Here is a 25,534-nt window from a genome sequence, read left to right on the forward strand (position 1 = left end):
CATTTTCAGAAAAGCCGCTTGCCAGCCCCCGGCCCACCCGCTAGATAGCCGCCCTGCCCGCAAGGCAGTGCGCACCCGTAGCTCAGCTGGATAGAGCACCAGACTACGAATCTGGGGGTCAGGAGTTCGAATCTCTTCGGGTGCGCCACTTTGCTTTCTCTTGAAATCGGCGTCGCAAGGCGGCCCCAGTGGGTCCGCCTTTAAGCATGGGCGTTTAGCACCGCTTAACGGTGCATAACTTATGGTTGTCACCTGAAAGAGGTGAGGCCTGACCATGAGCCGACGCTTTTCCCTTCTGACGCCGGGCCGCGATCGACGCGGCGTCGCCGCCATCGAGTTCGCGATGGTGGCGCCCATCCTGATCCTGATGATGCTCGGCATGGTGGTGTACGGCGGCTGGTTCTGGATGGCCCACTCCGTCCAGTCCCTGGCGTCGGAGGGCGCCAGGGCGGCGATCGCCGGACTGGACCCGAGCGAACGAGAAGCCCTGGCCCGCAGCTTCATCAACGCCCAGGTCCGCGACATGGGTCTGCAGGCCGCCCGCGCCTCGGTCGAGGTCGAAAGCACGGCGGGCGTGATCCGCGTCAAGGTCGCCTATGACGTGCGCGACCATCCCTTGATGGCGCTGGCCGCCATCGTGCCGGCGCCGCCGCGCATCATCCATCGCACGGCGGTCGTGCGCCTGGGCGGGTACTGACATGACCCGCCCGGACTGGCTGAAGAACGAGAAGGGCGGCGTCGCCGTCATGAGCGCGGCCTTCGGCGGCGTCATGTGCGTGCTGGCGGCCCTCGCCGTCGATCTGGGGTCGATCACCCTGAAGGCCCGACAAATTCAGGGAACGGCCGACCTGGCGGCCATGGCCGCCGCGCGCGACCTGGCCCACGCCGACAGCGCGGCCCGCGCCACGGCCCTGGCCAATCTGGCCGACGTCGCCGCCGTCAACGTGGCCAAGGGCGCCTATGTCGCCGACCCTGGCGTCGCCCCCAAAAACCGCTTCAGCCCCGGCAGTGCGACGCCCAACGCCGCGCGCGTCGATGTGACGGCGCCCGCCCCGCTGTTCTTCGGGCGCTGGGTCCTGCAACGCGACAGCATCACAGTGCGCAAGACGGCCACCGCCGCGATACCGGGCGGCGAGCCGCGCGCCATGTTCTCGATCGGCTCGCGCCTGGCCAGTCTGGACGGCGGCCTGGCCAACGCCCTGCTGTCCGGCCTGCTGGGCAGCAATGTCTCGCTGACGGTCATGGACTATCGCGCCCTGGCCGACGCGCGGGTCAATCTGCTGCAGTTCTCGGACGCCCTGGCGACCGACATCGGCCTGACGGCAGGCGATTATGACGCCCTGCTGCAGCAGGAGGTGACGGCGGGGCGGGCCTTGAAGGTGCTGGAGACCCTCGCCGGCGCTGACACCAAAAGCGCTCTGAGCAAGCTGACCCGCACCCCCGTCGACGCCAAGCTGAAGCTGAAGGATCTGATCGGGGTCGAGGCCGACGCCAGGCAGGGCCTGCGCGAGGGCCTGAACGCCGAGGTTTCGGCGCTGGACCTGATCATGGCCACGCTCGAGACCGCCAACGGCGACCGACAGGTGGCGCTGGATCTCGGCGCGCGCGCCGGTCTGGCCGATCTGGACGTCATGCTGGCCATCGGCGAACGGCCGAACAAGTCGCCCTGGCTGACCGTCACCGGCAAGGGCGAGCCGATCATCCGCACCGCCCAGGCGCGGATCTATCTCAAGGCCACCACCGCCCAGGCTCTGTCGGGTCTGGCCCAGGTCAAGCTGCCGATCCTGGTCGAGGCCGCCGCCTCGGAGGCGAAGCTCAGCCGCATCACCTGCGGCGCAGCGCCCAGCGTGACCCTGGCGGTGCGGCCCGGCGTGGCCCGCGCCCGCATCGGCGTGGTGGACGAGTCCAAGCTGAAGAACTTCAAGACGGCGCTGACCACGTCGCCGGCGACGGTCGCGTCAGTTCTGGGCCTGGTGACGGTCAAGGCCCACGCCGATCTGGAGATCGCCGACCTGAACTGGCAGGAGGTCGCCTTCAACCCCTCCGACATCTCGAACCGGACGGTGAAGTCGGTGCGCTCGCGTGGCTTCGTCAACGGCCTGATCGTCAGCCTGCTGCAACGGCTGGACGTGGATGTGGACGTGATCGGCCTGGGCCTGGGCCTCGGCGACCTGATCAAGGCCCTGGGCGCGCTGCTGACGCCTCTGGGGCCGGTGCTGGACGGGATCGTCCAGCCCCTGCTCGACCTGCTAGGCCTGAAACTGGGCGAGGCGGACGTGCAGACGCACGCCGTCCAGTGCCCCCAGCAGGGACGCACGCCTGTTCTGGTCGGCTAGAGGAAGGGGCGCGACGCCCCGACCGTCAGCCCTCGACGGAGCGCAGCCCCGAGACGGAGGCCTGCTGCACCACCGGGCGGCGCTGGCCGCCGGCGGCGATGACGCGGTCGATGCGGGCCTTCTCGGCGCGGAAGGCGGCCAGGTCGGCGCCCGCCAGGACGGTGCCTTCCTGCGTCTTGATGCCGGACGGATTGATCCGTTGACCGTTGCGCCAGATTTCATAGTGCAGGTGCGGGCCGGTCGAAGCGCCGGTCGAGCCGACATAGGCCACGACCTGCCCCTGAGACACGCGCTGACCGGCGCGAACGCCCGAGCCGTAGCGCGACAGGTGGCCGTAGCCGCTTTCCAGGCCGTTGGCGTGGCGGATGCGCAGCCAGTTGCCATAGCCGCCCCAGCGCCGGGCCTCGACGACCACGCCGTCGGCCGGGGCCACGATAGGCGTGCCGGTCCCGGCGGCGAAATCCATCCCCTGGTGCATCTTGCGATAGCCCGAGATGGGGTGGGTGCGGACGCCGAAGTTGGAGCTGACACGACGGAAGCTGGTCAGCGGAGTGCGCATCATGGCCGTGCGCGTGTTTTTGCCGGTGGCGTCGAAATACTCGGCCGTTTTCGCGCCGGGGCGCTGATAGCGATAGAAGGCGTGGCCCTTCAGCTCGGCGTAGAGCAGCTCGCCGGTCTCGACCGTGCGGCCCGCCTCGGTCACAGAACGATCGAAGACCAGGGTGAACTCGTCCGAGGCCTTCACGTCGCGCTGCATGTCGAACTTGTGCGCGAACAGCTGGCTGGCGCGGCGGACAACCGCCGAGGTGGCGCCCAGTTCGCGGGCGCTGGCCGACAGCGAACGCTGGACCTTGTCATTGGCGACGACGGTTTCGTGCGTGACCTTTTCGTCGAGGGCGCGCAGGCGAAGGGCGCCGTCGAAGCTGCGCGAGACGGTCAGCTGGCTGGCCGGGCCGGTGCGCATGGTCAGGCCGATCAGGCGGGCGTCGCCCCGGCCGCCGCGCGGCTTGGAGACGGCGGTCTCGAATTTCAGACCGGCGCGCAGATCCTTGAGATCAAAGGCGCTGGCGATGGTGGCGGCGACGGCGCTGGCTTCGTCGGCGCCGACGCCGGTGCGGCGCACGGCCTGCTCGAAGGTTTCGCCGCGGCGGATTTGGACGGGAATGGCCTCGGGGGCCGTCAGACCGGCGGGCGCGCCGGCGGCGGCGTAGGCCTGGGTCTCGAGATAGGCGATCTGTTCCGATGTCAGCGCCGGAACTTCCTCGGCGCGCACAGGTTCATAGGCTTGGCCCGCCACCAGGGCGATAGCCACGGCAGCAGCCGTCGTCAGGAGATGCGGCGCAAGCCGCATGGGCTGGCGGCGCGGATCGAACTGAGCCATCGGTCCCCGGCAATCGACGACGCCGTACTGGCGCCCAACCATTCGAATCATGGATCGCGTTCAGGAGCCCCCGAAACGCGAAGCGAGCGATATAACCCGCCCGTCCCATCTTGGGAAGCGCGAAGGTTACAATTGGTTAACTTGGCCGGTCCAAGTCTGAGTATTCCACTGTTTTTCATGGATCATCAGCGGAGACCGGCCCTTTTCTGGCCTTGCTTGACTGAACAGTGACTGAAGCGACACGCCTCAGTGTTCATGCGGCAACAACTGTTGTCCCGGACCATTCTGTGGCGTTGTTGCCGCCTCCCTTTCGCCGACCACGCCGAGCGCCTTTGACCGACGACACCCCCGCCCCCAGGCCCCAGCCGCGCCGCCGCTCCGTCGCCCGGACGGTGCTGATCACGCTTCTGATCGGCCTGTTGGTGCTGCTCGCCCTGGCGGCCGCCCTCTACCTGAACCGACGCGCCGCCGCGCGCGAGCTGCTGACCGGCTGGCTGGACCGCAAGGGGATCGACGCCGACGTCGAGGTGGAGCAGCTGGAGATCGACGGCTTCGTCGGCAAGATCAGCATCGGCGATCCGCGCAACCCCGACTTCAAGGTCGAGCGGGTCGAGGTCGACTACGCCCTGGGCATGCCCTGGTCCAAGACCGGCCTGAGCGTGACCCCCAGCCGCATCCGCCTGGTCCGGCCGCTGGCCCGCGCCAGCTGGAAGAAGGGCAAGCTGTCGCTCGGTTCGCTGGACCCGCTGGTCGAGGAATTCCTGGCCAAGCCGCCGCGCCCCGACCAGCCCGCCCCCCTGGTCATCGTCGAGGACGGCCGCGCCCGCATCGACACCGAATACGGCCCGCTGCAAATCCTGGCCGACGCCCGCGTCGACGACAGCAAGCTGATGCGGCTGAGCGCCCGCCTGCCCGCCGCCTCGCTTAAAAGCGGCGATACGGAAGCGCGCGGCGCGAGCGCCGTCATCGACCTGACCACCACCGGCGACCGCGTGGCGCTGAAGATCGAGGCCGCCGCCGACAGCTTCGCTCTGAATGACACTGGCGGATCGGCCGCCCGGCTGAGCCTGACCGGCGACCTGCCCTATCCCGACCTCAAGACCCGCCGCGGCGACGGCCGCGCCGTCATCGCCGCTCGCCTGACCGCCGACGCTCTGACGGCGGGCGGGATCGAGGGACGCAAGGCCGAGGCTGCGCTGGATTTCGACGGGCTGACCGAAGGCTGGATCGAGACCTTCCGCATCGCCGGCAAGGGCCAGACGCGGGTGCGCGCGCAACGGCTCACCGGACAGGGACTGGAGGCGCGCGGCGCCGACCTCGCCCTGAACCGCGCCGACATCACCGTCGCCAAGGGAGAACGCGGGCTGGAATGGCGCGTGGCCTCGCCGGCCGCCGTCCGGCTGGACAGCGGGGTCGCGGGCGGGACGCGGCTGACCCGGGCGACGCTGACGTTTTCGAGCCTGACGGCGGGCGGGCGCGGCGACGCTTTCGAGGTCCAGGGGCCGCTGGCCCTGACGGCCGGACGACTGGTCACGGGCGACCTGACGCTGAACGAAGCGCGCGGGCGACTATTGCTGGACGTGGTGCGCGACGGCGTGACGCGGGTGACAGCGACCGGATCGCTGGCCGCGCCGCGCGCCGCCTGGCCCGGCTTCGGCGCGCCGGCCGCCGACGACCTGCCGGAGCTGGCCGAGCTGAAGCGGGCCCTGGGCGCCTTCGCCATCGACGCGCCAGGCGTGCGGTTCGCCACCGGCAATGCAGGAACCGAGCTGACCCTGACCCGCCCGATCACGGCGCGCCCGGCCAACGGCGGCGTCCTGACGCTCTCCCCGGCAAGGACGCCCCTGTTCGCCGCCGAATCCGGCCAGTCGGGCGGCGGCGCCCTGAGCCTGACCTCGCAGCGCGGCGGCGGCCTGCCCGAGGCCCGGTTCGACGTGCCCTCATGGAGCCTGACGCGCGGCGGCTTCCGCGCCACGCTGGACGGCCAGGCGGCGCTGGACTTCGGCCCCGGCCGCGGCATCGCCCTGTCGACCCGGGGCGAACTGGCCTCCAGCGGCGGGCGGCTGACTTACATTGCGCAGGACTGCATCCCCGTCAGCGTCGAGCGGCTGGAGTTGGGCGAGAACGACGTGACCGACGTGGCCGGCCGCTTCTGCCCCGCCGACGCCCCGCTGATCGTCATCGCCAACGGAAGCTGGCGCGCCCAGGGGACGCTGGCCGACGTCGGCGCGACGGCCCCCTTCCTGGCCATGCGCTTCTCTGACGCCCACGGCCGACTGGTCGTGGACGGCAAGCCCGCCGGCCTGTCGATGACGGCGACCGTCGCCCAGGCCCAGGTCGCCGACACCACCGACCCGCAGCGCTTCCTGCCGTTGACGGCGACGGGCGAGGCGCGGCTGGCCGATGATGTGTGGAGCGGCGGGTTCGACCTGAGCCGGCTGAGCCATGCCATCGGCCGCCTCGATCTGCGCCACGACGGTCGGGCCGCGGCCGGCGGCGTGACCATCAGCGCGCCGAACCTGACCTTCACCGAACACGGCCTGCAGCCCGACGATCTCAGCCCGCTGGCCGCCGACTACCTGAAGTCGCCGGTCGAAGGCTCGGCCGGGTTCGAGGGGCGGTTCGACTGGACCCCGGACGGCGCGACCAGCTCCGGCGTCCTGACCACGCCCGGCCTCGACTTCACCAGCCCCGCGGGCAAGGTGAAGGGGCTGAAGGGCCGGGTCGAGTTCACCAGCCTGACGCCGCTGATCACCGCGCCCGATCAAATCCTGACGGTCGACCGGCTGGAGACGGTCACGCCGCTGACCGACCTCGACCTGAAATTCATGCTCGACGCCGAGGCCCTGCATCTGGCGGGCGGCAAGCTGGACGTGGCCGGGGGCCGCATCAGCATCGAGCCCTTCGCCGTGCCGCTGTCGCCCAACCAGCCCTGGGGCGGGGTGATCGTGGTCGAGGAGGTCCAGCTGAACGAGCTGATGAAGAGCGCCAATCTTCAGGAGAAGGCCGAGCTGGACGCCGTGGTGTCGGGCCGCCTGCCCTTCACCTACGCCCCCGATGTCGGCTGGCGGGTCGTCGGCGGCGTGCTGAACGCGGTGCGCCCCGGCCGCCTGTCGATCCAGCCCGAGGTGTTCGACGATCTGGCGGCCGGAGGCGGAGCGGCCGACGGCGAGGCCTTGCCGCCCAACACCATGCAGGACCTAGCCTATCAGGCCATGCAGGACCTGGCGATCAGCGACCTGAGCGCCGAGGTCAACAGCCTGGATGAAGGCCGGCTGGGGGTCCGCTTCCGCATCCACGGCCGCCACGATCCGCCCGAACGCCAGCAATTGCGCCTGGGCTGGATGGAGGTGATCCGCCGCGACTTCCTCAAGAAGAAGCTGCCCCTGCCGTCCGACACCCCGATCGACCTGACGCTGGACACCACCTGGAACGCCAACCAGATCGTGTCCGACCTGCTGGAATGGGGCAAGTCCGCCAACGGGGCCGCCCCGACGGCGCCCCCGGAAACGAAAACGCCTTGAGCTACGGCGCCGCTTTGTTCAGAACCCATTCACGCACCGGGGCGTTAGATCGCCGCAACTTCAACCGCCGCCTTCGGAGATCGGCCCCATGATCAGCAAGCGTCAGATCGCCGTGCTCGGCCTCGCCGCCGTCGCCGTCGCCGTCGCCGCGTGCGCGCCCACGGTGAACATCAAATTCAGCGAACCGCTGCAGATCTACGCCAAGCTGGACGCCGACATCCGCATCAAGCTCGACCAGGAACTGCAGAACCTCCTGCGCGAAAACCCCAACCTGTTCTGACCGAAAGAAAGGGGCTGAACATGAACCATCGCAAGCTCTTCGTCGCCGTCGCCGCCGTCGCCGCCCTGGGCGTGGCCGCCGGCGCCGCCGTGGCCCAGACCGCCTCGCAAAAGGCTCTGGTTGATCAGGCCAAGGCCGCCGGCTCGGTCGGCGAACAGGCCGACGGCTTCCTCGGCGTCCGCACCTCGGTCGCGCCCGACACCCAGGCGGCGGTCAGCGCCACCAACGCCGGTCGCCGCCAGGCCTACGCCCGCAGCGCCGCCGACGCCGGCACCTCGGCCGAAGTGGCCGGAGCCCGTATGTTCGAGACCCAGCTCTTGCCGCGCATCAGCTCGGGCCAGTGGTACAAGAACGCCGCGGGCCAGTGGGTCCAGCGCTGATCTGAGGCGATGAAAATGCCCCGGGCCGGAGGTCGGACAGGACGTTTCCTGCTGGCCCTCGGCCTGGCGGTCGTCATCGCCGCCGCCGCTGTGCTCGGTCTGGCCGGATACTGGCGGCTGATCGGCGGCGGACCGATGTCCGTCCACGGATGGATCGCCATGGGGCTGGGCGTGCTCGGCACGATCGGCCTGTCCTGGCTGCTGATGAGCCTGGCCTTCCGCTCGGATCGCGAAGGCTGGGACGACCGGGTCGACAACCGGCTGGACCCCGGCCGGGATGAGACCGAAAACAACGATCTCGACTACTGATTTCCACGGAGTCCGCCATGCGTTTCGCCCTGCCGCTGTTCGCCGTTTCGGCCGTCGCCGTCCTGGCGGCCTGCTCGCAACCGGCGGCCAAGAAGGCTGAGCCCGGCCCGGCAGAGCCGCGCGCCCTGGCCGGGGTCGATCTGGACCAGCCTCTGCGCGTGCTGGGGACCGAGCCCTTCTGGACCGTCGAGATCACGTCGGCGGGCCTGACCTATTCCGGCGTCGATCGCCCCGAGCAGAAGGCCGCCAACCCCGGCCCCGCCCTGCTGGGCACGATGGCGGTCTGGACCACGCAGACCGAGGCCAAGACCCCGCTGGAGGTCACGCTGACGGCGACCGACTGCTCCGACGGGATGAGCGACCGCACCTATCCCCTGACCGCCAAGGTCGAGATCGGCGGCGAAAGCCTGACCGGCTGCGCCGCCGCCAGCGCGGCCATCGAGAAGGCAGGCGAATCCGGCCGGGTCGAATAGCCGAGGAGCGCAGATCGGGCTGGCGCCGGTCTTGCTTCTGGGACGGCAGGCCGCTTAACGCTTCCCAAAGCGGCGCCGTTTCATGGTGGCCGCATGACCCCGGTTCAGACCCCTGTCGATCTTCGCCCGCTGACCGCCCTGCGGTTCATGGCGGCCCTGTGGGTGGCCCTCTACACCTTCTGGCCCAACCTCGACGTCAGCTTCCTCCCCAACCTGACGGCCAAGGGCTATCTGGGCGTCGAGCTGTTCTTCGTCCTGTCGGGCTTCATCCTCAGCCACGTCTATCTGCACGCCTTCGCCGAGAAGCGCTTCTCCTATCGCGGCTTCCTGTGGGCGCGGATCGCGCGGGTCTATCCGCTGCATGTCTTCACCCTGCTGGGCGTCATGGCCCTGGGCCTGGCGGCCGTGGCCGTGGGGCTGAGCATCGACGGCAGCGTCCTCAGTTGGAAGACCCTGCCCGCCCATCTGCTGATGCTGCACGCCTGGGGCTTTGCGGGCGAGGCCGGCTGGAACCATCCGTCCTGGTCGATCTCGGCCGAGTGGTTCGCCTATCTGGCCTTCCCCCTGTTCGCCCTGGCCGCCTGGCCCCTGCGGAAGCGGCCCTGGGTCGCGACGGCGGGCGCGGCGGTCTTCCTGATGGGGCTCTACGCCGCCTTCGAGCGTCTGGCGGGCTTCCCCCTGACCGAGGCCACCTTCCGCTGGGGCGCGCTGCGCATCGTCCCCTGCTTCGCCTATGGCTGCGCCCTCTACCTGGTCTATCGCCGCGCCCCGGTGAAACCCGCGGGTCCGCTGGCCCTGCTGGCCGCCGCCGTCATGATCGCCTCGGCCTCGGTCCTGGCCTGGGACGCGATCACCGTGCTGGCCGCTGGCCTGCTGATCCTGGCCCTGGCCTCCCTGCCCAACGGCCGGGCCGGCTGGCTGGCGTCCAAGCCCGCCGTCTACCTCGGAGAGATCAGCTATTCCGTCTACATGGTCTGCGCCCCGTGGCAGATCCTGGCGGTCAATCTGGCGGCCCGCGCGACCGGAGCGGAGGACAAGCGGCTTCACATTCTTGTGTGGCTGGGGGTCGTTCTGGGCCTGATCGCCGCGGCCGCCGTCACCTATCACCTGATCGAGCGCCCGGCCCGAAAGGCCCTGCGCGGCCTGGCCGAACGGCGACGCTCGCCTGTGGGTCGCGGCGCGAAACAGTCCGAAACGGTTCTTCAACCTTCGGACACTATCGTCTAAGGCTTGGTCCGCGTTTTAGTCGGGAGCACGCCAGATGATGAAACGGCTCACAGCCGCCGCGGTTGCGGCGACCCTGGGTCTCCTTGCGATCGGCTCCGCGCCGGCCAAGGCTGATGATCCCTACTGGCAGTGCGTGACCTTCGCCCGCATGTTCTCGGGCATCAACATCTTCGGCGACGCCTGGACCTGGTGGCGTCAGGCGGTCGACAAGTTCCGCACCGGCCGCGCCCCGGAAACCGGCTCGGTGCTGGTCTTCCAGCCCAGCGGCCGGATGGACAAGGGCCACGTCGCCGTCGTTTCCGACATCCTGACCGACCGCGTCATCCGCGTGACCCACGCCAACTGGGGCGGCAGCCGCGGCAAGGTCGAGGAGAACGTCACCGTCGTCGACGTCTCTTCCTCGGGCGACTGGAGCCGGGTCAAGGTCTGGTACAACCCGATCAACGCCCTGGGCACCACCGTCTATCCGACCTACGGCTTCGTCTACAAAGGCGCGCGCGACGCCTTCGACAGCGGTCGTCAGATGGCCGCCGGCGCCGCCGAAACCCGCGCCGCCAACTGATTTTCCGTCGCCTCCGGGCTGGCCCTTCGGGCCCGATCCGGCGATAGGTGACGGATGACCGAAGCACCTGACGACATTCGCGGCCACGCTATCGAGACGGCCAAGCACGAGCCGACCGGCATCACCTATGCCGGCTATCTGTCGCTCGACGTCCTGCTGAACGCCCAGCATCCCCGCTCGGACCAGCATGACGAGATGCTGTTCGTCATCATCCATCAGACCAAGGAACTGTGGCTCAAGCAGATCCTGCACGAGTTGGCGCTGGCGCAAAGCCTGGTCCGCGCCGGCGATCTGGTCCCGGCCTACAAGAGCCTGGCCCGCGTCAGCCGCATCCAGGCGGTGATGACCCAGAGCTGGGACATCCTGGCCACCATGACCCCCGCCGACTACCTGAAATTCCGCGGCGACCTGGGCGCCAGCTCGGGCTTCCAGAGCGACCAGTTCCGCCGCCTGGAGACCATGCTGGGCCTCAAGGACCCGCGCTTCCTGCGCTTCCATGCCGAACGCCCAGAGGCCCATGCCGCGCTGGTGGCGGCCATCGAGGCCCCCAGCCTCTATGACGACGCCCTGCGGCAGATGTCGCTGGCGGGCCTGCCCGTTCCGGCCGAGGTGCTGAACCGCGACGTCAGCCAGACCTACGAACCCTCCGAGGGAGTCGAGGCCGCCTGGCTGGAGGTCTACCGCGACACCGAGCGCTGGTGGCCGCTCTATCAACTGGCCGAGAAGCTGGTCGATCTGGACGACGCCCTGCTGACCTGGCGCCACAAGCATGTGGTCACGGTCGAGCGCATCATCGGCCGTCGCCAGGGCACGGGCGGCACCGACGGCGTCGGCTATCTGGTCGAGACGCTGAAGCGCCGCTGCTTCCCGGAACTGTGGTCGCTGCGGACTAAGCTCTAGAGCGGGCAACCTTCGCCGCTGGCGCGGGTTTCACCTGACGTCAGCCACGGAGGTGTCCGGTGAACTCCCCCAACAGTCATGACATCAAGGTTCTGAACGGTCTGGCCGAGGGCGCCATCGACAGCGCCGACGGCTACGCCGAAGCGGCGGCCGAGACCGACGACGCCCGCTATCGCGCCCTGTTCCAGCGCCGCAGCGAAGATCGACGCCGCGTCGCGTCCGACCTGCAGGCGGTCGTGCGCAGCCTGGGCGGTCAAGCCGAGGACGAAGGCTCCATCCTGGCCAAGGCCCAGCGCGCCTTCATGGACATCAGACACGCCCTGTTGCGGGACGAGGCGGCGGTCGTCGGCTCCGTCGAAGGCGGCGAAGCGCATCTGCAGACCCGCTTCGATCACGCCCTGGCCGACGCGGCCCTGTCGGCCACGACCCGGGAAACCATCCGTCGCGCCTACGCCGCCGTGAAGACGGGCCACGACGAAATGCACGCCCTGCGACGCAGCCTGGAAGGCCAGCGCGACGCCGACAATCCGCTGCATCCGCAGTAGGCTCATGACCGCGCTCAAGCAGCGCTCGACCGCGTCGAGCGCGTTAGCGCCCAAAACAAAGAAAAAGACCCCGGCGTTTCCGCCGGGGCCTCGATCATTTCAGCGCAGGGCCGAGGCTTGGGATTAAGCCTCGTCGCCCTTGTCAGCCGAACCGGTGACCGGAACGGCAGCGCCCTTGGCCGGGCGAGCGATCTGGCGCTCGGCGATCCGGGCCGACTTACCGCGACGGTCGCGCAGGTAGTAGAGCTTGGCGCGACGGACGACGCCGCGACGCTTCACTTCGATGGAGTCGATGTTCGGCGACAGGATCGGGAAGCGACGCTCCACGCCTTCACCGAAGGAAATCTTGCGGACCGTGAAGGTCTCGTTGATGCCGCCGCTGTCGCGGGCGATGCAGACGCCTTCGAACGCCTGGATGCGTTCGCGCTCGCCTTCCTTGATCTTCACGTGGACGCGCAGGGTGTCGCCCGGTTGGAAGTCAGGGATGGTCTTGCCTTCGAGCAGGCGGGCTTTTTCTTCGGCAGCGATCTGCTGGACGATGTTCATTCTATTCTCCTCGGGCTTTTGCGCCCTTTGCCTTTGATTTGGCGGAGCCAGGCTCCGCAGTCGTCTTTGCAAGATGCGCCGCCCAGAGGTCCGGGCGCCGTTCCCGCGTGGTCTCCTCCCGCTGTGCTTCTCGCCATTGCGCGATCTTCTTGTGATCGCCCGACAGCAGCACCTCGGGAATGTCGTGCCCCTCGAACGTCCGCGGTCGCGTGTACTGCGGGTGTTCCAGAAGACCGTCCTCGAAGCTTTCGGACGACAGGCTTTCAGCCGCGCCGAGAACACCGGGAACCAGTCGTACGCACGCCTCGATCGCCACCATGGCCGCCGCCTCGCCACCGGCGAGGACCGCGTTTCCGACGGAGATCTCCTCGAACCCGCGTGCGTCAAGCACCCGCTGGTCCACCCCCTCGAAACGACCGCAAAGCACGACGATTCCGTCGGCCTTGGCCCATTCCTTCACTCGCGCCTGCGTCAGGGGTCGACCGCGTGCGCTCATGTACAAAAGCGGCCGGGGCGGGCCTGAAAGGCTGTCGAGAGCCCGGGCCACCACGTCCGCTTTCAATACGGCTCCAGGACCGCCACCCGCGGGGGTGTCGTCCAGGAAGCCGCGCTTATCTTCGGAAAACGCGCGAATGTCCAGCGTCTGCAAGTCCCACAGCCCCTTCTCGCGCCAGGCGGTGCCGATCAGCGACACGCCGAGCGGCCCGGGAAAGGCCTCGGGGAACATGGTCAGGACGGTCGCGGTAAAGGGCATGGCGGCGGCTCATACACCAGAAAGGCGGAAAAATCCGACTCTCTGCTGCAAACGCCTGCTCCCTCTCCCGGCGGGAGAGGGCTTGAGCCTCCAAGAGCGAAGCGATTGGTCAGGCGAAAGGGTGAGGGGCTTGTCCTTTCAGTCGGCGTGAGCCGCATCGCTCGTGTCCTCGCCTTCGCGAATGAACCGGCGCCGCGACGGCTTCGCCGACGGCGCCCTCCAACCCTCACCCTTTCGCCTTGGCGGATCGCCTCCGGCTCTCCGAGGCTCAATCCCTCTCCCATCAGGAGAGGGACTCACGTTGAGGGTGATTTAGGCCGGCTTGCCGCCGCCCGCCGCGATCCAGGCGTCGACCTGATCGGCCAGCACGTCCAGCGGCACCGAGCCCGAGCCGAGGACCACGGCGTGGAAGTCCTTGATGTCGAAACGAGCGCCCAGCGTCGCCTCGGCCTTGGCGCGCAGTTCCTCGATCTTCAGTTCGCCGATCTTGTAGCTGGTCGCCTGGCCGGGATTGGTGATGTAGCGCTCGACCTCCTTGACGATGTCGCGCTCGGACAGCAGCGAGTTGTCGCGGAAATAGGCGATGGCCTCCTCACGCGACCAGCGCTTGGCGTGCAGGCCCGTGTCCGTCACCAGACGCACCGCGCGCCACAGCTCGGTCGAGAGACGACCGAAGTCGGAATAGGGGTCCTGATAGAAGCCCATCTCCTTGCCCAGTTGTTCGGCGTAGAGGCCCCAGCCCTCGGCGTAGGCGCCGTAGCCGCCGAAGCGGCGGAAGCGCGGCAGGCCCTCGATCTCCTGGGCGTAGGCGATCTGGAAGTGATGCCCCGGCGCGCCCTCGTGATAGCTGATGCCCTCGATCTGGGGCTTCAGCACCTGGGTCATGTCCGACAGGTTGACGTAGTAGATGCCCGGCCGCGAACCGTCCGGGGCCGGCGAGTTGTAGAAGGCGATGGAGGCCGTGGCCTCGCGGAACGGCTCGACGGCGCGGACCTCCAGCGCCGCCTTGGGCAGGTTGGAGAACCACTGCGGCGCGATCGCCATGACCTGGGCGATGAAGCCGCGGGCGTCGGTCAGATACTGCTCCTTGCCCTCCGCCGTGTTCGGATACTGGAAGCGCGGGTCGGTCTTCAGGAAGACGAAGAAGTCCTGCAGCGAGCCGGTGAAGCCGACCTTGGTCTTGATGGCCTCCATCTCGGCCTGGATGCGGGCCACCTCGTCCAGACCGATCTGGTGGATCTGGGCGGCGGTCAGGTCGGTCGTGGTCGAGAGCTGCAGGCGGGCGTTGTAATAGGCCTCGCCGTTCGGCAGCCGCCAGACGCCCGCGTCGCTGTCGGCCATCGGCTGGACCTCGGCCAGGGCCGTCAGCACCGTATCGAAGCCGCGCTTGTAGGGGCCGGTCAGGGCGGCGCGGGCCGAGGCCAGCAGCCGGTCCTTCGTGGCCTGATCGGCGTCCAGCGCCCCGACCTTCTTCTGGAAGTCGGCCCAGACGGGGTTGTCGGCGCCGGTGTCGAAGGGGGCGCCGGTGATGACGTTGCGGGTGTTCTCGATGGAGGGCGCAAAGACGAAGCGCGGCGAGACCACGCCCTCGGCGGCGCGGGCCTTCAGCGTCGTCGCCACCTGCCCCATCTGGCGCTCGGCGTCGGCCAGACGCGCGACATAGGCCTCGGCGTCCGAGACGCTGGCGATGCGATGGTTGTTGATCAGGAAGACCGGCAGGCTGGTGGTCGGGTTGCCGTTGGCCGCGAACTGGAAGCCCCAGTCGCGCCACTGGTTCGACAGGCGCGCCTGCTGCACCCCGTACTCGAACAGCCGCCACGACAGCTGGCTCTGGGTGCTGAGCTTCGACGGATCGAACTCGGCCTTCATGCGGGCGAGTTGCGCCTCTTGCAGCGCCAGGGCGCGCTCGGCGGCAGCGTCGGACACGTCGTCCAGTTTGTCGTAGTCGATCTTCAGCCCCAGCGAGGTCATCTGTTGCGGGCTGAGGGCGATGCGCTCCTGGAAGGCCTGGTCGAAGAAGGCGTTGAGGCGCGCGTCCTCGCTCTGGACCTGAGCGGCCGCCGACGCGGGCGCGGCGGCCTGCTGGGCCATGGCCACGGGCGCGGCGGCGCAAAGCGCCAGAACGGCGGCGGACGAGATCAGAAAACGACGCATGAAACCCCCTCGGAACGACGAGGCGGCACTGTTCCCCGGGGCGGCGTCGGGCGCAAGTGAGAGCGCTTCCCTTCTCCCGATGGGAGAAGGTGGCCCGAAGGGCCGGATGAGGGTTCACGATCGAAGTCGGCGCACGCCGCCGCGCGACGACGGACGCCGCAGCCCCTCACCCCTTCGCCTTGCCGACCGCTTCGCTCCCGGAGGCTCAAGCCCTCTCCCGCCGGGAGAGGGTCAAAAACCTAGCCCCCGCGCAAATCCGTGATCGTCCGGCCCGGCGCGATCTGCTCGGCCTCGGTGATCAGATGGACCAGGGCCGGACGACCGCCCGCCGCCGCTTCACGCGCGGCCGCAAGCGCCGCCGGGAAGTCCTCGGTCCTCTCACAACGCACGGCGAAGGCGCCGAAGGCCTCGGCGAACTTCACGAAATCGGGGTTCTTCAGCTCGGTGGCGATGACGCGGGCGGGGTATTCCCGCTCCTGGTGCATCCGGATGGTGCCGAACGTCCCGTTGTCGACGACCACGACGATGGCGCCCAGGCCGTACTGGGCGGCGGTGGCCATCTCGTTGGCGCTCATCATGAAGTCGCCGTCGCCGGCGATGCAGACGGCCTCACGCGCCGGGTCGACCACCTTGGCCGCCAGCACCGCCGGATAGCCGTAGCCCATGGCGCCCGAGGTCGGGGCCAGCTGGGTGCAACGGGCCTGATGGCGGTGGAAACGGTGCAGCCAGGCGGCGAAATTGCCCGCGCCATTGGTCAGGATGGCGTCTTCCGGCAGGACCTCGGCCAGATGGGCGATGACCTCGCTCATGTTGACCGCGCTCTTCACTTCGATGGGCGAGGAGAAGGCGATGAAGTCGGCGTGGGCGGCGCCCCCCTGCTCGCTCCAGGTCCGGCCCGGGTCGATGCTCGACAGGGCCAGCGCCGCCAGTGAGTTGTCAGCCGTCGCGGCCAGAGCCGGCGCCCAGACGCGGCCCAGTTCTTCCGCGCCCGGATGAATGTGGATCAGGGTCTCGGCGGTCTTGGCGCGGTCCAGCAGGGTGTAGCCCTGGGTCGGGTTCTCGCCCATGCGGGCGCCGATCACCAGCAACAGGTCGGCCTCCTTGACCCGCGCCACCAGTTTCGGGTTCGGACCGAGGCCAAGATCGCCCGCATAGCCGGGATGATCGTTGCGGATCAGGTCCTTGCGGCGGAAGGACAGGGCCAGCGGCAGGCCCAGACGCTCGGCCCAGGCGGAAATGGCGTCGGTGGCGGCGTCGGTCCAGCCCGAACCGCCGAGAATCAGCATGGGGCGTTCGGCCTTGGCCAGACGCGCCTTCACCTGTTCGACGAAGGCCGGGTCCAGCGCGGCCTTGGCGGCGACGACGGGGCGCACCGGGGCCGGGCCGCCGTCGTCGTGCAGGATGTTCTCGGGCAGGGCCACGACCACCGGACCCATGCGGCCCTGCAACGCCGTGGCGAAGGCGCGTTCGACGATCTCGACGGTGCGCTCGGGGCTTTCGATCTCGGTGGCCCACTTGGCCAGGCCGCCGAAGACCTCGCGGTAGTCGACCTCCTGGAAGGCGCCGCGGCCCCGGTCGGTCAGGGCGATCTGACCGACGAACAGGATCATCGGCGTCGAGTCCTGATGCGCCGTATGCACGCCGATCGAGGCGTGGGTCGCGCCCGGTCCGCGCGTCACCATGCAGACGCCCGGCTTGCCCGTCAGCTTGCCATAGGCCTCGGCCATGTTGGCGGCGCCCGCCTCATGGCGGCAGACGACGACCTCGATCCGATCGCGCACGTCGGCCAGGGCATCGAGCACGGCGAGATAGCTCTCGCCAGGCACACAGAAGACCTTGTCGATCCCGTTCATCACGAGGGTGTCGACCAGACGGCGGGCGGCGGTTCCAGAAGCTTGCGTCATGCTTTCGCCGTTAGCAGATTGAAGGATGAATTGGCCATGCAACCTTATGGTCAAGCTTCACGTTGAAGCCTTCAATCGACTTTTTCGGGGATTTCCCATGCGCAAGCTCATCGCCCTCACCGTCATCGCCGCCGCCCTGGCCACCGCCGCCTGCAACACCGTCGCCGGCGTCGGCCGCGATCTGGAAGCCGCCGGCCAGGCCGTGACCTCCGGCTCCAACTCGGCCCGCAACTAGGGCCGCGCGCCCGGCGGCGGGTTTTGCGATCGTTTGCGATCCCGCCACAAAAGCGTAGCGTCGTTCCCTCAGACTGCCGGCTTCAATCGGAGGACGATCATGGGACTTCTGGATAACGTGCTGGGCGGCCTCGGCGGCGACGCCGCGGGCGGCCTGTCGGACCTGCTCAAGGGTCAGGGCGGCGTCGGCGGCCTGGCCGAGAAATTCGGTCAGAACGGCCTGGGCGACGTGGCGGCCTCATGGATCGGCAAGGGCGGCAACGCCGGGATTTCGCCCGAACAGATCGCCTCGGTGCTCGGTTCGGGCCCGATCGCCGACTTCGCCAAGAAGTTGGGCATTTCGCCGGAGCAGGCCAGCGAGACCCTGGCGGGCCTGCTGCCGGAAGCCGTCGATCGTCTGACGCCGAACGGTTCGGCCGAAGGCGCGGACGACCTGCTGGGCGGTCTGATGAACAATCTGCCGGGCGGCATCGGCGACGCCCTGGGCGGCCTGTTCAAGCGCTAGAACTTGGCGCTAGGCCTCGGCCTCATAGGTGACGCCCGTCAGATAAAGCCCGTCTGACGGGGCCACGGGGCCGCAGCGCGCGCGGTCCTTGGCGGCCAGCGCCTCGGCCAGATCGGCCACGGCCCAGCGGCCCAGGCCGACCTCCGCCAGACTGCCTGCCATCGACCGCACCTGGCGGTGCAGGAAGCTGCGCGCCTCGAACACCAGATGCACCTCTTCGCCCACGCGGCTGACGCGGGCCACGTCCAGCGACTTGACCGGGCTGGCCGACTGGCACTGGGCGTCGCGGAAGGTGGTGAAGTCGTGCAGCCCGATCAGGCTCTGCGCCGCCGCATGCATGGCCTCGGCGTCCAGCGGCTTCTTGACGTGCCAGACCCGGCCCCGGTCCAGCGCCGGGCGGCCGGGCCGGTTGAGGATGCGGTACAGATACTTGCGCCCATTGGCGGTGAACCGGGCGTGCCAGTCGTCGCTGACCGGCGCGCAGTCCAGCACCGCCACCGCCTCGTGCATCAGATGGGCGTTCAGGGCGTTCATCACCGTCCGCGCCGGCCAGTCCTTGTCCAGATCGACATGGCAGGTCTGGCCCGTGGCGTGGACCCCGGTGTCGGTGCGGCCGGCGGCGGCGATGCGCACGGTCTGGCCGCTGAAGGCCGTCACAGCTATCTCGATCGCGCCCTGCACTGTCGGCTGACCGGCCTGGGCCTGAAAGCCGTTGTAGGCCGAGCCGTCGTATTCGACCGTGAAGCGGTAGCGGGGCATCAGCCCAACACCACCCCGGCAGGGACCGCGAAACCGCGCAGCATCTCGTCTGCCGACTGCACCGCCTTGCCGGGGCGCTGCACGCGGCTCAGACGCACCGCGCCGGTTCCGCAGGCCACCGTCAGGGCGTCGTCCAGAACCTGACCGGGCGTCCCCTGCCCTTCGGCCAGGGCCGACATCAGGGCCTTGATGCGCACCGGCTCACCATCGGCCTCGACCTCGAACCAGGCGCCCGGGAAGGGCGACAGGCCGCGAATATGGGCGTCCACCTCGGCGGCGGGGCGGGTCCAGTCGATACGGGCCTCGGCGGGGGTGATCTTTTTGGCGTAGGTCGGCTCGCCGGCCTGTTCGGTCTCGGTGAAGCCGCCGCGTTCGATGGCGGCCAGGGCGCGTGGCCACAGGGCGGCACCGAGGTGCGCCATGCGCTCGGTCAGGCTGGCGGCCGTGTCGTCGGGGTGGATGTCCATGACCTCGGACAGGATGATCGCGCCCTCGTCCAGGCCTTCGCTCATCCGCATGATCTGGGCGCCCGTCTGGCGGTCGCCGGCCATGATGGCGCGCTGGATCGGCGCGGCCCCGCGCCAGCGCGGCAGCAGCGAGCCGTGCAGGTTGAAGCAGCCGAGACGCGGCGCCTCCAGCACTTCTAGCTTGAGAATCTGGCCGTAGGCGACGACGCAGGCGGCGTCGAGATCCAGGCTCTTGAAGGTGTCGATGGCCTCGGGGGCCTTCATGCTCTCGGGCGTGAAGACCGGCAGGCCCATGGCCTCGGCGAAGGCGTGAACCGGCGACGGCGTCAGCTTCTGCCCCCGGCCCCTGGGGCGCGGCGGCTGCGAATAGACGGCGACGATCTCGTGTCCCGAGGCGATCAGCTCGGCCAGCGACGGCACGGCGAAGTCGGGGGTTCCCATGAAGGCTAGGCGCATGGCCACGCCTTTAGACCGTGGGGCGGCTTACATCCAGCGCGTATAGACGCCGCCGCCCTCGTCCCACTCGCCGCCCGCATCCAGGGCGTCGTCGAAATCGAGCAGGCGGTCCAGCAGCAGCCCCGCCACCACGCCCAGCGCGCCGACGGCGACGATGGTGGCCAGACTGGCCACGCCGACCTTCTGGTTGCGGGTCAGGCGACGACGGCCGTTGGGGTCGATGATCTGGGTCTTGCGGGCCATCAGGCGGCGAGCCTTGCGTTCTTCTTGACCTTGGCGACGGCCCGCTCGCGGCGCAGACGCGACAGGTGGTCGATGAACAGGACGCCGTTCAGGTGGTCCAGTTCGTGCTGGAAGCAGACGGCGTAGAGACCCTCGATCTCTTCCTCGATCTGCTCGCCGGTATAGTTCAGGTAGCGGACGCGGACGCGGGCCGGGCGTTCGACGGCGTCGAAATATTCCGGCACCGACAGGCAGCCCTCTTCGTAGGCGAACATCTCGTCCGAGGCCCAGACGACCTCAGGATTGACGAAGTAGCGCGGGTTGCGGCGCGCCAGCTGAAGGTCCTCGCTCTCGTCGGCCTCGGGGTCTTCCGATGCGCCTTCGACGACCTTGTCGCCCAGGTCCATGACCACGACGCGCTTCAGCTCGCCGATCTGGGCGGCGGCCAGGCCGATGCCCGGCGCATCGTACATCGTGTCCAGCATGTCATCCATGAGGGCGCGCAGATCGTCGGTCACGCCGCCCTCCACGGGCGGGGAGACGGCCTTGAGGATCGCCAGGTCGGCGGCGTTATCGATGGTCAGGATGCGACGAATAGCCATGCCCCGCAGGTAGGGTGCGAGCAGGCGAACGTCAAGAATTACCGAGTGCGGCGCTTGGTCTTGGCCTTGCGCCGCACCGGTTTCAAACGGCCTTAGACCGGCGGCAGGGCGCGCGGCTTGCGCTCGGAATCGATGGCCACATAGGTGAAGACGCCCTCGGTCACGCGCACGGACTGGGCCTCGGGCTCGCCGCGCGAACGCTTCCACGCCTCGACGTGGACCCGGATCGAGGTGCGGCCGGTGTGAACGACCTTGGCGTAGATCGACACCTCGTCGCCGACCGAGACCGGCTGGTGGAAGACCATGCCGTCCAGGGCCACGGTGGCGCAGCGGCCGTTGGCGCGCTCGAAGGCCGGGGTGGCGCCGGCCAGGTCCATCTGGGCCAGCAGCCAGCCGCCGAAGATGTCGCCCTCGGGGTTGGTGTCGGCGGGCATGGCGATGACGCGGCCGACCGGCTGGCCTTCGGGAAGCTGGGCGGGGGTCTGTTCGATCTCGGACACGATGGGGGCCTTGGAAGTCTTGGGGAGGAGGCCCCTTCCATGCGCCTCGAGCGCCGGGTCAGGCAAGACCGCGCCGCTATCCGCCCCCTATCCTCGGGGCCGCAGCCGGTCGAGCAGGCCCTGAAGCCCCTGTCGTTCGGCCACAGGGGAGCGCCACAGCTCGCCGTCCCGCGCCCGCTCGCGCGCCGTGTCGAACAGCCGCTTCATCGTCGCCGTGTCGAAGCTCAGCATCCCGCCCAGGTCCGGCGCGTCGGGAATTGAGGCGACGCTGATCGGCAGGCCTTGAGCCGCGCAGAAGGTCGTCGCCGTCCCCAGGGCCTGGCGATAGGAGAACCGCAGCATGGCGTCGAAGCTGCGGGTCAGGATCGACGCCACATTGGGCGCCGTGGTGCGCGGCTCCGGCTCCAGCACCGTATTGACCAGGACATGCACCCGCCCCCGGTGCAGCCGCCGCCCCAGCCGGTTCCAGCGCAGCAGGCCCTCGGGCATCAGGAACAGGGGCGCGGCGACGCCGCCGTCCACGTGCATCTCCTCGAACTTCTCCCCGTCGACTTCGCAGGGGAAACGCCGAGGCGGGAACAGGCCCGGCAGGCTGGCCGAGGCGGCCAGAACCTCGCGGAACAGGGCCACCGCCTTGTCGCCGCCATGCGAGGCAATGGCCCCCATGTCCCAGATGCAGGCGCGCTGGCTGTCCAGATCGGTCGTCGCCACCAGCAGCCGCCGCCCGCGCGCGTGCTCGGCCGCCACGGCGTTGATCAGGGCCTCGTCCACGAAGGGATGGATCAGGGCGTCCAGCGCCTCGCCCTGGAACAGCCCGCCGGTGAAGGTCGAGGCCAGACGCCGCAGGCTCAGCAGGTCGGCGGCGTGACCCCCGGTATAGGCCTCGGCCAGACGCGCGTCCCAGGCCGAACCCAGAAAGGCGAAGGGCGCGATCAGGGCCCCGGTGCTAACCCCCGTGACCAGGGCGAACTCGGGCCGCGCCCCCGCCTCGGTCAGCCCGACCAGTGCGCCAGCGCCATAGGCGCCGCCCGCCGCGCCGCCGGAAACGGCCAGCATGTCGAACCGCTGCGACGACCAGCCCGACCGCGGCAGCGACAGCCGATCCGCCGCCGCCTCCAGCGAGGTCTCAGCCTGCTCGACGCTCAGCCGAATGTCAGAAAAGCCCTCGATCCGCCCCATGCCGGGAGGCGGCGCGGGCAGCCGCCCTTTTGGGTCGCGTCGGACTGGAAGGACGGGTTCGCTCACACGGCTTTCATCGGCCGCGGCGCAGCTTCGGTCAAATGACGATGACGAGGAGATGGCGCACCCGACAGGATTCGAACCTGTGACCTCTGCCTTCGGAGGGCAGCACTCTATCCAGCTGAGCTACGGGTGCGTCTGCGGCGCGACGGCCGGACGGCGGTGCTTACAGCATGGGCCAAGCGGCCTCAATCCCTGAAATCCAGACGACGACGCCTTCTTGGCGCTGACTTGGCGCGGGGGCCGCAAACGCCTAGCGTCGTGGCGGGAGAGAGGGAGTTTCCATGCGCCATACGACGATCGCCGCCCTGATGGGCGCCAGCCTGCTGACCGCCTGCGCCGCGACGCCGAAGCCGGCGAGCGACAGCCTGGACGCGGTGGCCCGCGACTATGTCGCCCTGACGCTGGAGATCGGCGAGCGCGAGCCGGGCTATGTCGACGCCTATTACGGCCCCGCTGAATGGGCCGAGGCGGCCAAGGCGAACCCGCGCGCCCTGCCCCAGCTGGCCGAGGGCGCGAGCGCCCTGACGCGGCGGCTGGACGCCCTGCCGACCGCCGGCCTGGACGCGGAAAGCCGCCAGCGCCGCGCCTATCTGTCGGCTCATGTCTCGGCGGCCTCGGCGCGCCTGCGGATGCTGGGCGGCGAAAAGATGAGCTTCGCCGACGAGGCCGAGGCCCAGTTCGGCGTGCGGCCGGAACTGCGCCCCCTGTCGAGCTATGATCCGGTGCTGGCGCGCATCGACGCCCTGATCCCCGGCGAGGGGCCGCTGGCCGACCGGGTCGCGGCGTTCCGCGCCCGCTACGTCATTCCCAAGGACCGGCTGGAGCCGGTGATGCGGGCCGCCATCAACGAGTGCAAGGCGCGCACCGAGCGGCGCATGACCCTGCCCGCCGGCGAGACCTTCACCCTGGAGTTCGTCAACAACAAGCCGTGGTCCGGCTACAACTGGTACAAGGGCGCCGCCTTCAGCCTGATCCAGGTGAACACCGACCTGCCCATCTCCATCGACCGCGCCGTCGACCTGGGCTGCCACGAGGGCTATCCCGGCCACCACGTCTACAACGCCCTGCTGGAACAGACTTTCGTCAAACAGAAGGGCTGGGTCGAGATGAGCGTCTATCCCCTGTTCAGCCCCATGTCCTTCATCGCCGAGGGCAGCGCCAACTACGGCATCGACCTGGCCTTCCCCGGCCATGAGCGCACCGATTTCGAGCAGCGCGTCCTCTATCCGATGGCCGGACTGGACCCGGCGACGGCCGAGGCGCAGACCCGGTTGCTGGCCCTGACACGCGAGCTGTCGCGGGCGGAATACACCATCGCCGACGACTATCTGGCGGGCCGCATCGACCGCGAGACGGCGCTGAATCAACTGCAGAAGTACAATCTGGTGGGGCGCGACCGGGCGACGCAACGGCTGAGCTTCATCGACACCTACCGCAGCTACGTCATCAACTACGGCCTGGGCCGCGACATGGTGCAGGCCTGGGTCGAGCGTCAGGGGCCGGATCACTGGGCCACGACCGAGCGGCTGCTGGCCAGCCAGACCCTGCCCGTCGATCTGGACTAGGGACGCCCACGCAACCCCCTTCGGCCGACGGCGTTTACCGCCGAGATTCAACGGAAGAACGGGGTCATCCCATGCGCATCCTGACTATCGCCGCCGCTTCGATCCTGGCGCTCGGCGCCGCCGCCTGCACCCAGGCCGAACAGAAGAAGGCTGAAAGCCAGGCCGAAGCCGCGGGCGACAAGGCCGCCGATGTCGCCGCCCAGACGGGCGAAGTCGTCGAGTCCGGCGCCATGAAGGCGGCGCAGGCCGTCGAGGAAGGCGCCGGCAAGGTCGCCGACAAGCTGGAAGACAAGCAGGCCCAGGCCGCCGCCGAAGGCCGCCCCGGCGCCGTCGACCCGGCCACGGATACGCGGGTTCCCGCCAAGAACTGACGGAACGAGGCCCTTCTTCTTCGCGAAGAAGGGCCTGCCTCAGGTCAGCTTGTTCGCCTTCCGTAGACTGGGGAAGACCTTGGCCCAGACGCCGGTCGCGGCCAGGGCGCCGATCCCGCCGAACACCGCCGCGCCGATGGGGCCGAGCAGACGCACCATGACGCCGGAATAGGCCTCGCCCAGTTCGTTGGAGGCGCCGATGAACAGCATGGACACCGACGACACCCGCCCGCGCATGTGATCGGGCGTGGCCAGCTGGATCAGGGTCTGGCGGATATTGACGCTGATCATGTCGGCGGCGCCGCCGATGAACAGCACCGCGCCCGACAGCCAGACGCTCTTGGACAGGCCGAAGACCAGGGTGCTGATCCCGAACACGGCCACCGCCGCGAACATCCAGCGCCCGCCGTGGCGACGGATCGGGAAACGGCTGAGATAGAGGGCCATCAGCAGGGCCCCGACCCCGAAGGCGGCGCGCAGCAAGCCGAAGCCTTCGGGCCCGACGTGCAGGATGTCGCGCGCGAAGATCGGCGTCAGCAGGGCCACGCCCGCCAGCAGCACCACCACCAGATCCAGCGAGATGGCGCCCAGCACGATCTTGGTCTTCCAGACATAGGCCAGACCTTCCTTGACCAGTTCCAGCGGCCCCACCCCCGTCTCGACGAAAACCGGCTTGCCCCTGGTGCGGATCAGCAGGAAGCAGGCGATGGCGACAAGGAACAGCGCCATGGCCGAGGCGTAGGCCCAGGGCACGGCGAAGCCGACGATCACCCCGCCCAGGGCCGGGCCGGCGATGGCCCCGGTCTGGAAGGCGATGGACTGGGCGGCGATGGCCGGCGGCAGGGCCTTGCGCCCCACCACCATGGGCAGGAAGGCCTGGCTGGCCGGAGCGAGGAAGGCGCGCGCCGCGCCGAACACGGCGGCCACCGCCAGCAGCCCCCACAGCGGCGGCGAGCCGTGCAGGGCCATGGCCAGGAAGGCCAGGGCGCACAGGCTCTCGACCAGGATGGACAGGGTCACGGTGTGCTTGCGGTCGCGCCGGTCAGCCATGGCCCCGGCGGGCAGGGTGAAGGCCAGCAGCGGCAGGAACTGGCACAGTCCCACCAGCCCCAGATAGAGGCTGGCCTCGGCGATGGGATGGTCGCGGCGGGCGATCTCATAGACCTGCCACAACAGGGCCGAGGACTGGATCTGAATGCCCAGGACAGCGGCGACGCGCCCGACCCACAGCAGGCGGAAATCGCGAATGGCCCACGGGCTGGACGGCCCGCTGTCCGGCGGACCGGGCGGCAAGGGCGGCAGGGGCGGAACCGTCGGGGCGGTGTCTACGGATTCA

27 protein-coding genes and 2 tRNA genes are annotated in these 25,534 nt (G+C 69.3%); 16 read left to right on the plus strand and 13 right to left on the minus strand.

The genetic code is table 11. The features are described from left to right. The first annotated feature begins 71 nt into the window (after positions 1-71). The 3 genes from AC3IS2_RS12810 (at position 72) to AC3IS2_RS12820 (ending at position 2,336) form a co-directional block, all read left to right on the plus strand. Positions 72-148 (plus strand) — tRNA-Arg (locus AC3IS2_RS12810). A gap of 126 nt (positions 149-274) precedes the next feature. Continuing rightward, the gene (locus AC3IS2_RS12815) at positions 275-697 is read left to right on the plus strand and encodes a TadE/TadG family type IV pilus assembly protein (RefSeq protein ID WP_489198166.1); all 423 of its coding nucleotides are present in this window, start codon (positions 275-277) and stop codon (positions 695-697) included. A 1-nt stretch (position 698) separates the two neighbouring features. Continuing rightward, complete coding sequence (locus AC3IS2_RS12820) at positions 699-2,336, plus strand: TadG family pilus assembly protein (RefSeq protein ID WP_489198167.1); 1,638 nt, start codon at positions 699-701, stop codon at positions 2,334-2,336. A 25-nt stretch (positions 2,337-2,361) separates the two neighbouring features. On the opposite strand, the gene AC3IS2_RS12825 is transcribed toward AC3IS2_RS12820, so the two are convergent. Next, positions 2,362-3,768 (minus strand): M23 family metallopeptidase, encoded by a 1,407-nt coding sequence (locus AC3IS2_RS12825; protein WP_489198168.1) that lies wholly within the window; start codon positions 3,766-3,768, stop codon positions 2,362-2,364. A gap of 281 nt (positions 3,769-4,049) precedes the next feature. Between AC3IS2_RS12825 and AC3IS2_RS12830 the strand changes: the two genes are divergently transcribed. The 9 genes from AC3IS2_RS12830 to AC3IS2_RS12870 all read left to right on the plus strand — a co-directional run bounded on the left by AC3IS2_RS12830 (position 4,050) and on the right by AC3IS2_RS12870 (position 11,917). Further along, on the plus strand, positions 4,050-7,241 hold the full coding sequence (locus AC3IS2_RS12830; protein WP_489198169.1) for an intermembrane phospholipid transport protein YdbH family protein: 3,192 nt from the start codon (positions 4,050-4,052) through the stop codon (positions 7,239-7,241). Between the two features lie 88 nt (positions 7,242-7,329). After that, on the plus strand, positions 7,330-7,521 hold the full coding sequence (locus tag AC3IS2_RS12835; protein WP_489198170.1) for a YnbE family lipoprotein: 192 nt from the start codon (positions 7,330-7,332) through the stop codon (positions 7,519-7,521). 20 nt (positions 7,522-7,541) lie between these two features. After that, the gene (locus tag AC3IS2_RS12840; RefSeq protein ID WP_489198171.1) at positions 7,542-7,901 is read left to right on the plus strand and encodes a YdbL family probable chaperone protein; all 360 of its coding nucleotides are present in this window, start codon (positions 7,542-7,544) and stop codon (positions 7,899-7,901) included. A gap of 15 nt (positions 7,902-7,916) precedes the next feature. After that, positions 7,917-8,210, plus strand: coding sequence for a hypothetical protein (locus tag AC3IS2_RS12845; RefSeq protein WP_489198172.1), 294 nt, complete (start codon positions 7,917-7,919; stop codon positions 8,208-8,210). A gap of 17 nt (positions 8,211-8,227) precedes the next feature. Then, on the plus strand, positions 8,228-8,683 hold the full coding sequence (locus tag AC3IS2_RS12850) for a COG3650 family protein (RefSeq protein WP_489198173.1): 456 nt from the start codon (positions 8,228-8,230) through the stop codon (positions 8,681-8,683). Between the two features lie 93 nt (positions 8,684-8,776). Next, positions 8,777-9,910 carry an acyltransferase family protein gene (locus AC3IS2_RS12855; RefSeq protein WP_489198174.1) on the plus strand — a complete coding sequence of 378 codons (1,134 nt, stop codon included), beginning with the start codon at positions 8,777-8,779 and terminating at the stop codon, positions 9,908-9,910. Positions 9,911-9,944: 34 nt separating this feature from the next. Continuing rightward, complete coding sequence (locus tag AC3IS2_RS12860; RefSeq protein WP_489198175.1) at positions 9,945-10,472, plus strand: CHAP domain-containing protein; 528 nt, start codon at positions 9,945-9,947, stop codon at positions 10,470-10,472. Positions 10,473-10,526: 54 nt separating this feature from the next. Then, the gene (locus AC3IS2_RS12865; RefSeq protein ID WP_489198176.1) at positions 10,527-11,372 is read left to right on the plus strand and encodes a tryptophan 2,3-dioxygenase; all 846 of its coding nucleotides are present in this window, start codon (positions 10,527-10,529) and stop codon (positions 11,370-11,372) included. 59 nt (positions 11,373-11,431) lie between these two features. Next, entirely contained in the window at positions 11,432-11,917 is a 486-nt protein-coding gene (locus AC3IS2_RS12870) for a PA2169 family four-helix-bundle protein (protein WP_489198177.1), read from the plus strand. A 123-nt stretch (positions 11,918-12,040) separates the two neighbouring features. Here the strand turns inward: AC3IS2_RS12870 and rplS are convergent, their stop codons facing one another. The 4 genes from rplS to AC3IS2_RS12890 form a co-directional block, all read right to left on the minus strand. After that, positions 12,041-12,463, minus strand: coding sequence for a 50S ribosomal protein L19 (rplS, locus tag AC3IS2_RS12875; RefSeq protein ID WP_431564349.1), 423 nt, complete (start codon positions 12,461-12,463; stop codon positions 12,041-12,043). 1 nt (position 12,464) lies between these two features. Beyond that, complete coding sequence (trmD, locus tag AC3IS2_RS12880) at positions 12,465-13,217, minus strand: tRNA (guanosine(37)-N1)-methyltransferase TrmD (protein ID WP_489198178.1); 753 nt, start codon at positions 13,215-13,217, stop codon at positions 12,465-12,467. A gap of 312 nt (positions 13,218-13,529) precedes the next feature. Continuing rightward, on the minus strand, positions 13,530-15,371 hold the full coding sequence (locus AC3IS2_RS12885) for a DUF885 domain-containing protein (RefSeq protein WP_489198179.1): 1,842 nt from the start codon (positions 15,369-15,371) through the stop codon (positions 13,530-13,532). Between the two features lie 239 nt (positions 15,372-15,610). Beyond that, entirely contained in the window at positions 15,611-17,275 is a 1,665-nt protein-coding gene (locus AC3IS2_RS12890; protein ID WP_489198180.1) for a thiamine pyrophosphate-binding protein, read from the minus strand. A 97-nt stretch (positions 17,276-17,372) separates the two neighbouring features. On the opposite strand from AC3IS2_RS12890, the gene AC3IS2_RS12895 reads away from it, so the two are divergent. After that, positions 17,373-17,510: an entericidin A/B family lipoprotein gene (locus tag AC3IS2_RS12895; RefSeq protein ID WP_489198181.1), complete on the plus strand. Its 138-nt coding sequence runs from the start codon at positions 17,373-17,375 to the stop codon at positions 17,508-17,510. A 99-nt stretch (positions 17,511-17,609) separates the two neighbouring features. Continuing rightward, positions 17,610-18,014, plus strand: coding sequence for a YidB family protein (locus AC3IS2_RS12900; RefSeq protein WP_489198182.1), 405 nt, complete (start codon positions 17,610-17,612; stop codon positions 18,012-18,014). Positions 18,015-18,023: 9 nt separating this feature from the next. On the opposite strand, the gene truA is transcribed toward AC3IS2_RS12900, so the two are convergent. From truA to AC3IS2_RS12935, 7 genes are all read right to left on the minus strand, one after another. Beyond that, on the minus strand, positions 18,024-18,773 hold the full coding sequence (gene truA, locus AC3IS2_RS12905; protein ID WP_489198183.1) for a tRNA pseudouridine(38-40) synthase TruA: 750 nt from the start codon (positions 18,771-18,773) through the stop codon (positions 18,024-18,026). Further along, positions 18,773-19,696: a methionyl-tRNA formyltransferase gene (gene fmt / locus AC3IS2_RS12910; protein ID WP_489198184.1), complete on the minus strand. Its 924-nt coding sequence runs from the start codon at positions 19,694-19,696 to the stop codon at positions 18,773-18,775. The genes truA and fmt overlap by 1 nt, the downstream gene beginning before the upstream one ends. A 27-nt stretch (positions 19,697-19,723) precedes the next feature. Continuing rightward, positions 19,724-19,939, minus strand: a complete 216-nt coding sequence (locus AC3IS2_RS12915) for a hypothetical protein (RefSeq protein ID WP_489198185.1) — start codon at positions 19,937-19,939, stop codon at positions 19,724-19,726. Next, complete coding sequence (locus AC3IS2_RS12920; RefSeq protein WP_489198186.1) at positions 19,939-20,520, minus strand: peptide deformylase; 582 nt, start codon at positions 20,518-20,520, stop codon at positions 19,939-19,941. The genes AC3IS2_RS12915 and AC3IS2_RS12920 overlap by 1 nt, the downstream gene beginning before the upstream one ends. A gap of 92 nt (positions 20,521-20,612) precedes the next feature. Then, entirely contained in the window at positions 20,613-20,954 is a 342-nt protein-coding gene (locus tag AC3IS2_RS12925) for an acyl-CoA thioesterase (RefSeq protein ID WP_489200153.1), read from the minus strand. A 153-nt stretch (positions 20,955-21,107) separates the two neighbouring features. Then, on the minus strand, positions 21,108-22,265 hold the full coding sequence (locus AC3IS2_RS12930; RefSeq protein ID WP_489198187.1) for a patatin-like phospholipase family protein: 1,158 nt from the start codon (positions 22,263-22,265) through the stop codon (positions 21,108-21,110). Positions 22,266-22,318: 53 nt separating this feature from the next. After that, positions 22,319-22,395, minus strand: a tRNA-Arg gene (locus AC3IS2_RS12935). Between the two features lie 148 nt (positions 22,396-22,543). Between AC3IS2_RS12935 and AC3IS2_RS12940 the strand changes: the two genes are divergently transcribed. After that, a complete protein-coding gene (locus AC3IS2_RS12940; RefSeq protein ID WP_489198189.1) occupies positions 22,544-23,827 on the plus strand; it encodes a hypothetical protein in 1,284 nt (427 codons plus the stop codon). Between the two features lie 71 nt (positions 23,828-23,898). Beyond that, positions 23,899-24,198: a hypothetical protein gene (locus AC3IS2_RS12945; RefSeq protein ID WP_489198190.1), complete on the plus strand. Its 300-nt coding sequence runs from the start codon at positions 23,899-23,901 to the stop codon at positions 24,196-24,198. Between the two features lie 39 nt (positions 24,199-24,237). On the opposite strand, the gene AC3IS2_RS12950 is transcribed toward AC3IS2_RS12945, so the two are convergent. Continuing rightward, on the minus strand, positions 24,238-25,500 hold the full coding sequence (locus AC3IS2_RS12950; RefSeq protein ID WP_489200154.1) for an MFS transporter: 1,263 nt from the start codon (positions 25,498-25,500) through the stop codon (positions 24,238-24,240). Between the last annotated feature and the right edge of the window lie 34 nt (positions 25,501-25,534).

The sequence above is a fragment of the Brevundimonas sp. KH_025 genome (assembly GCF_057839885.1).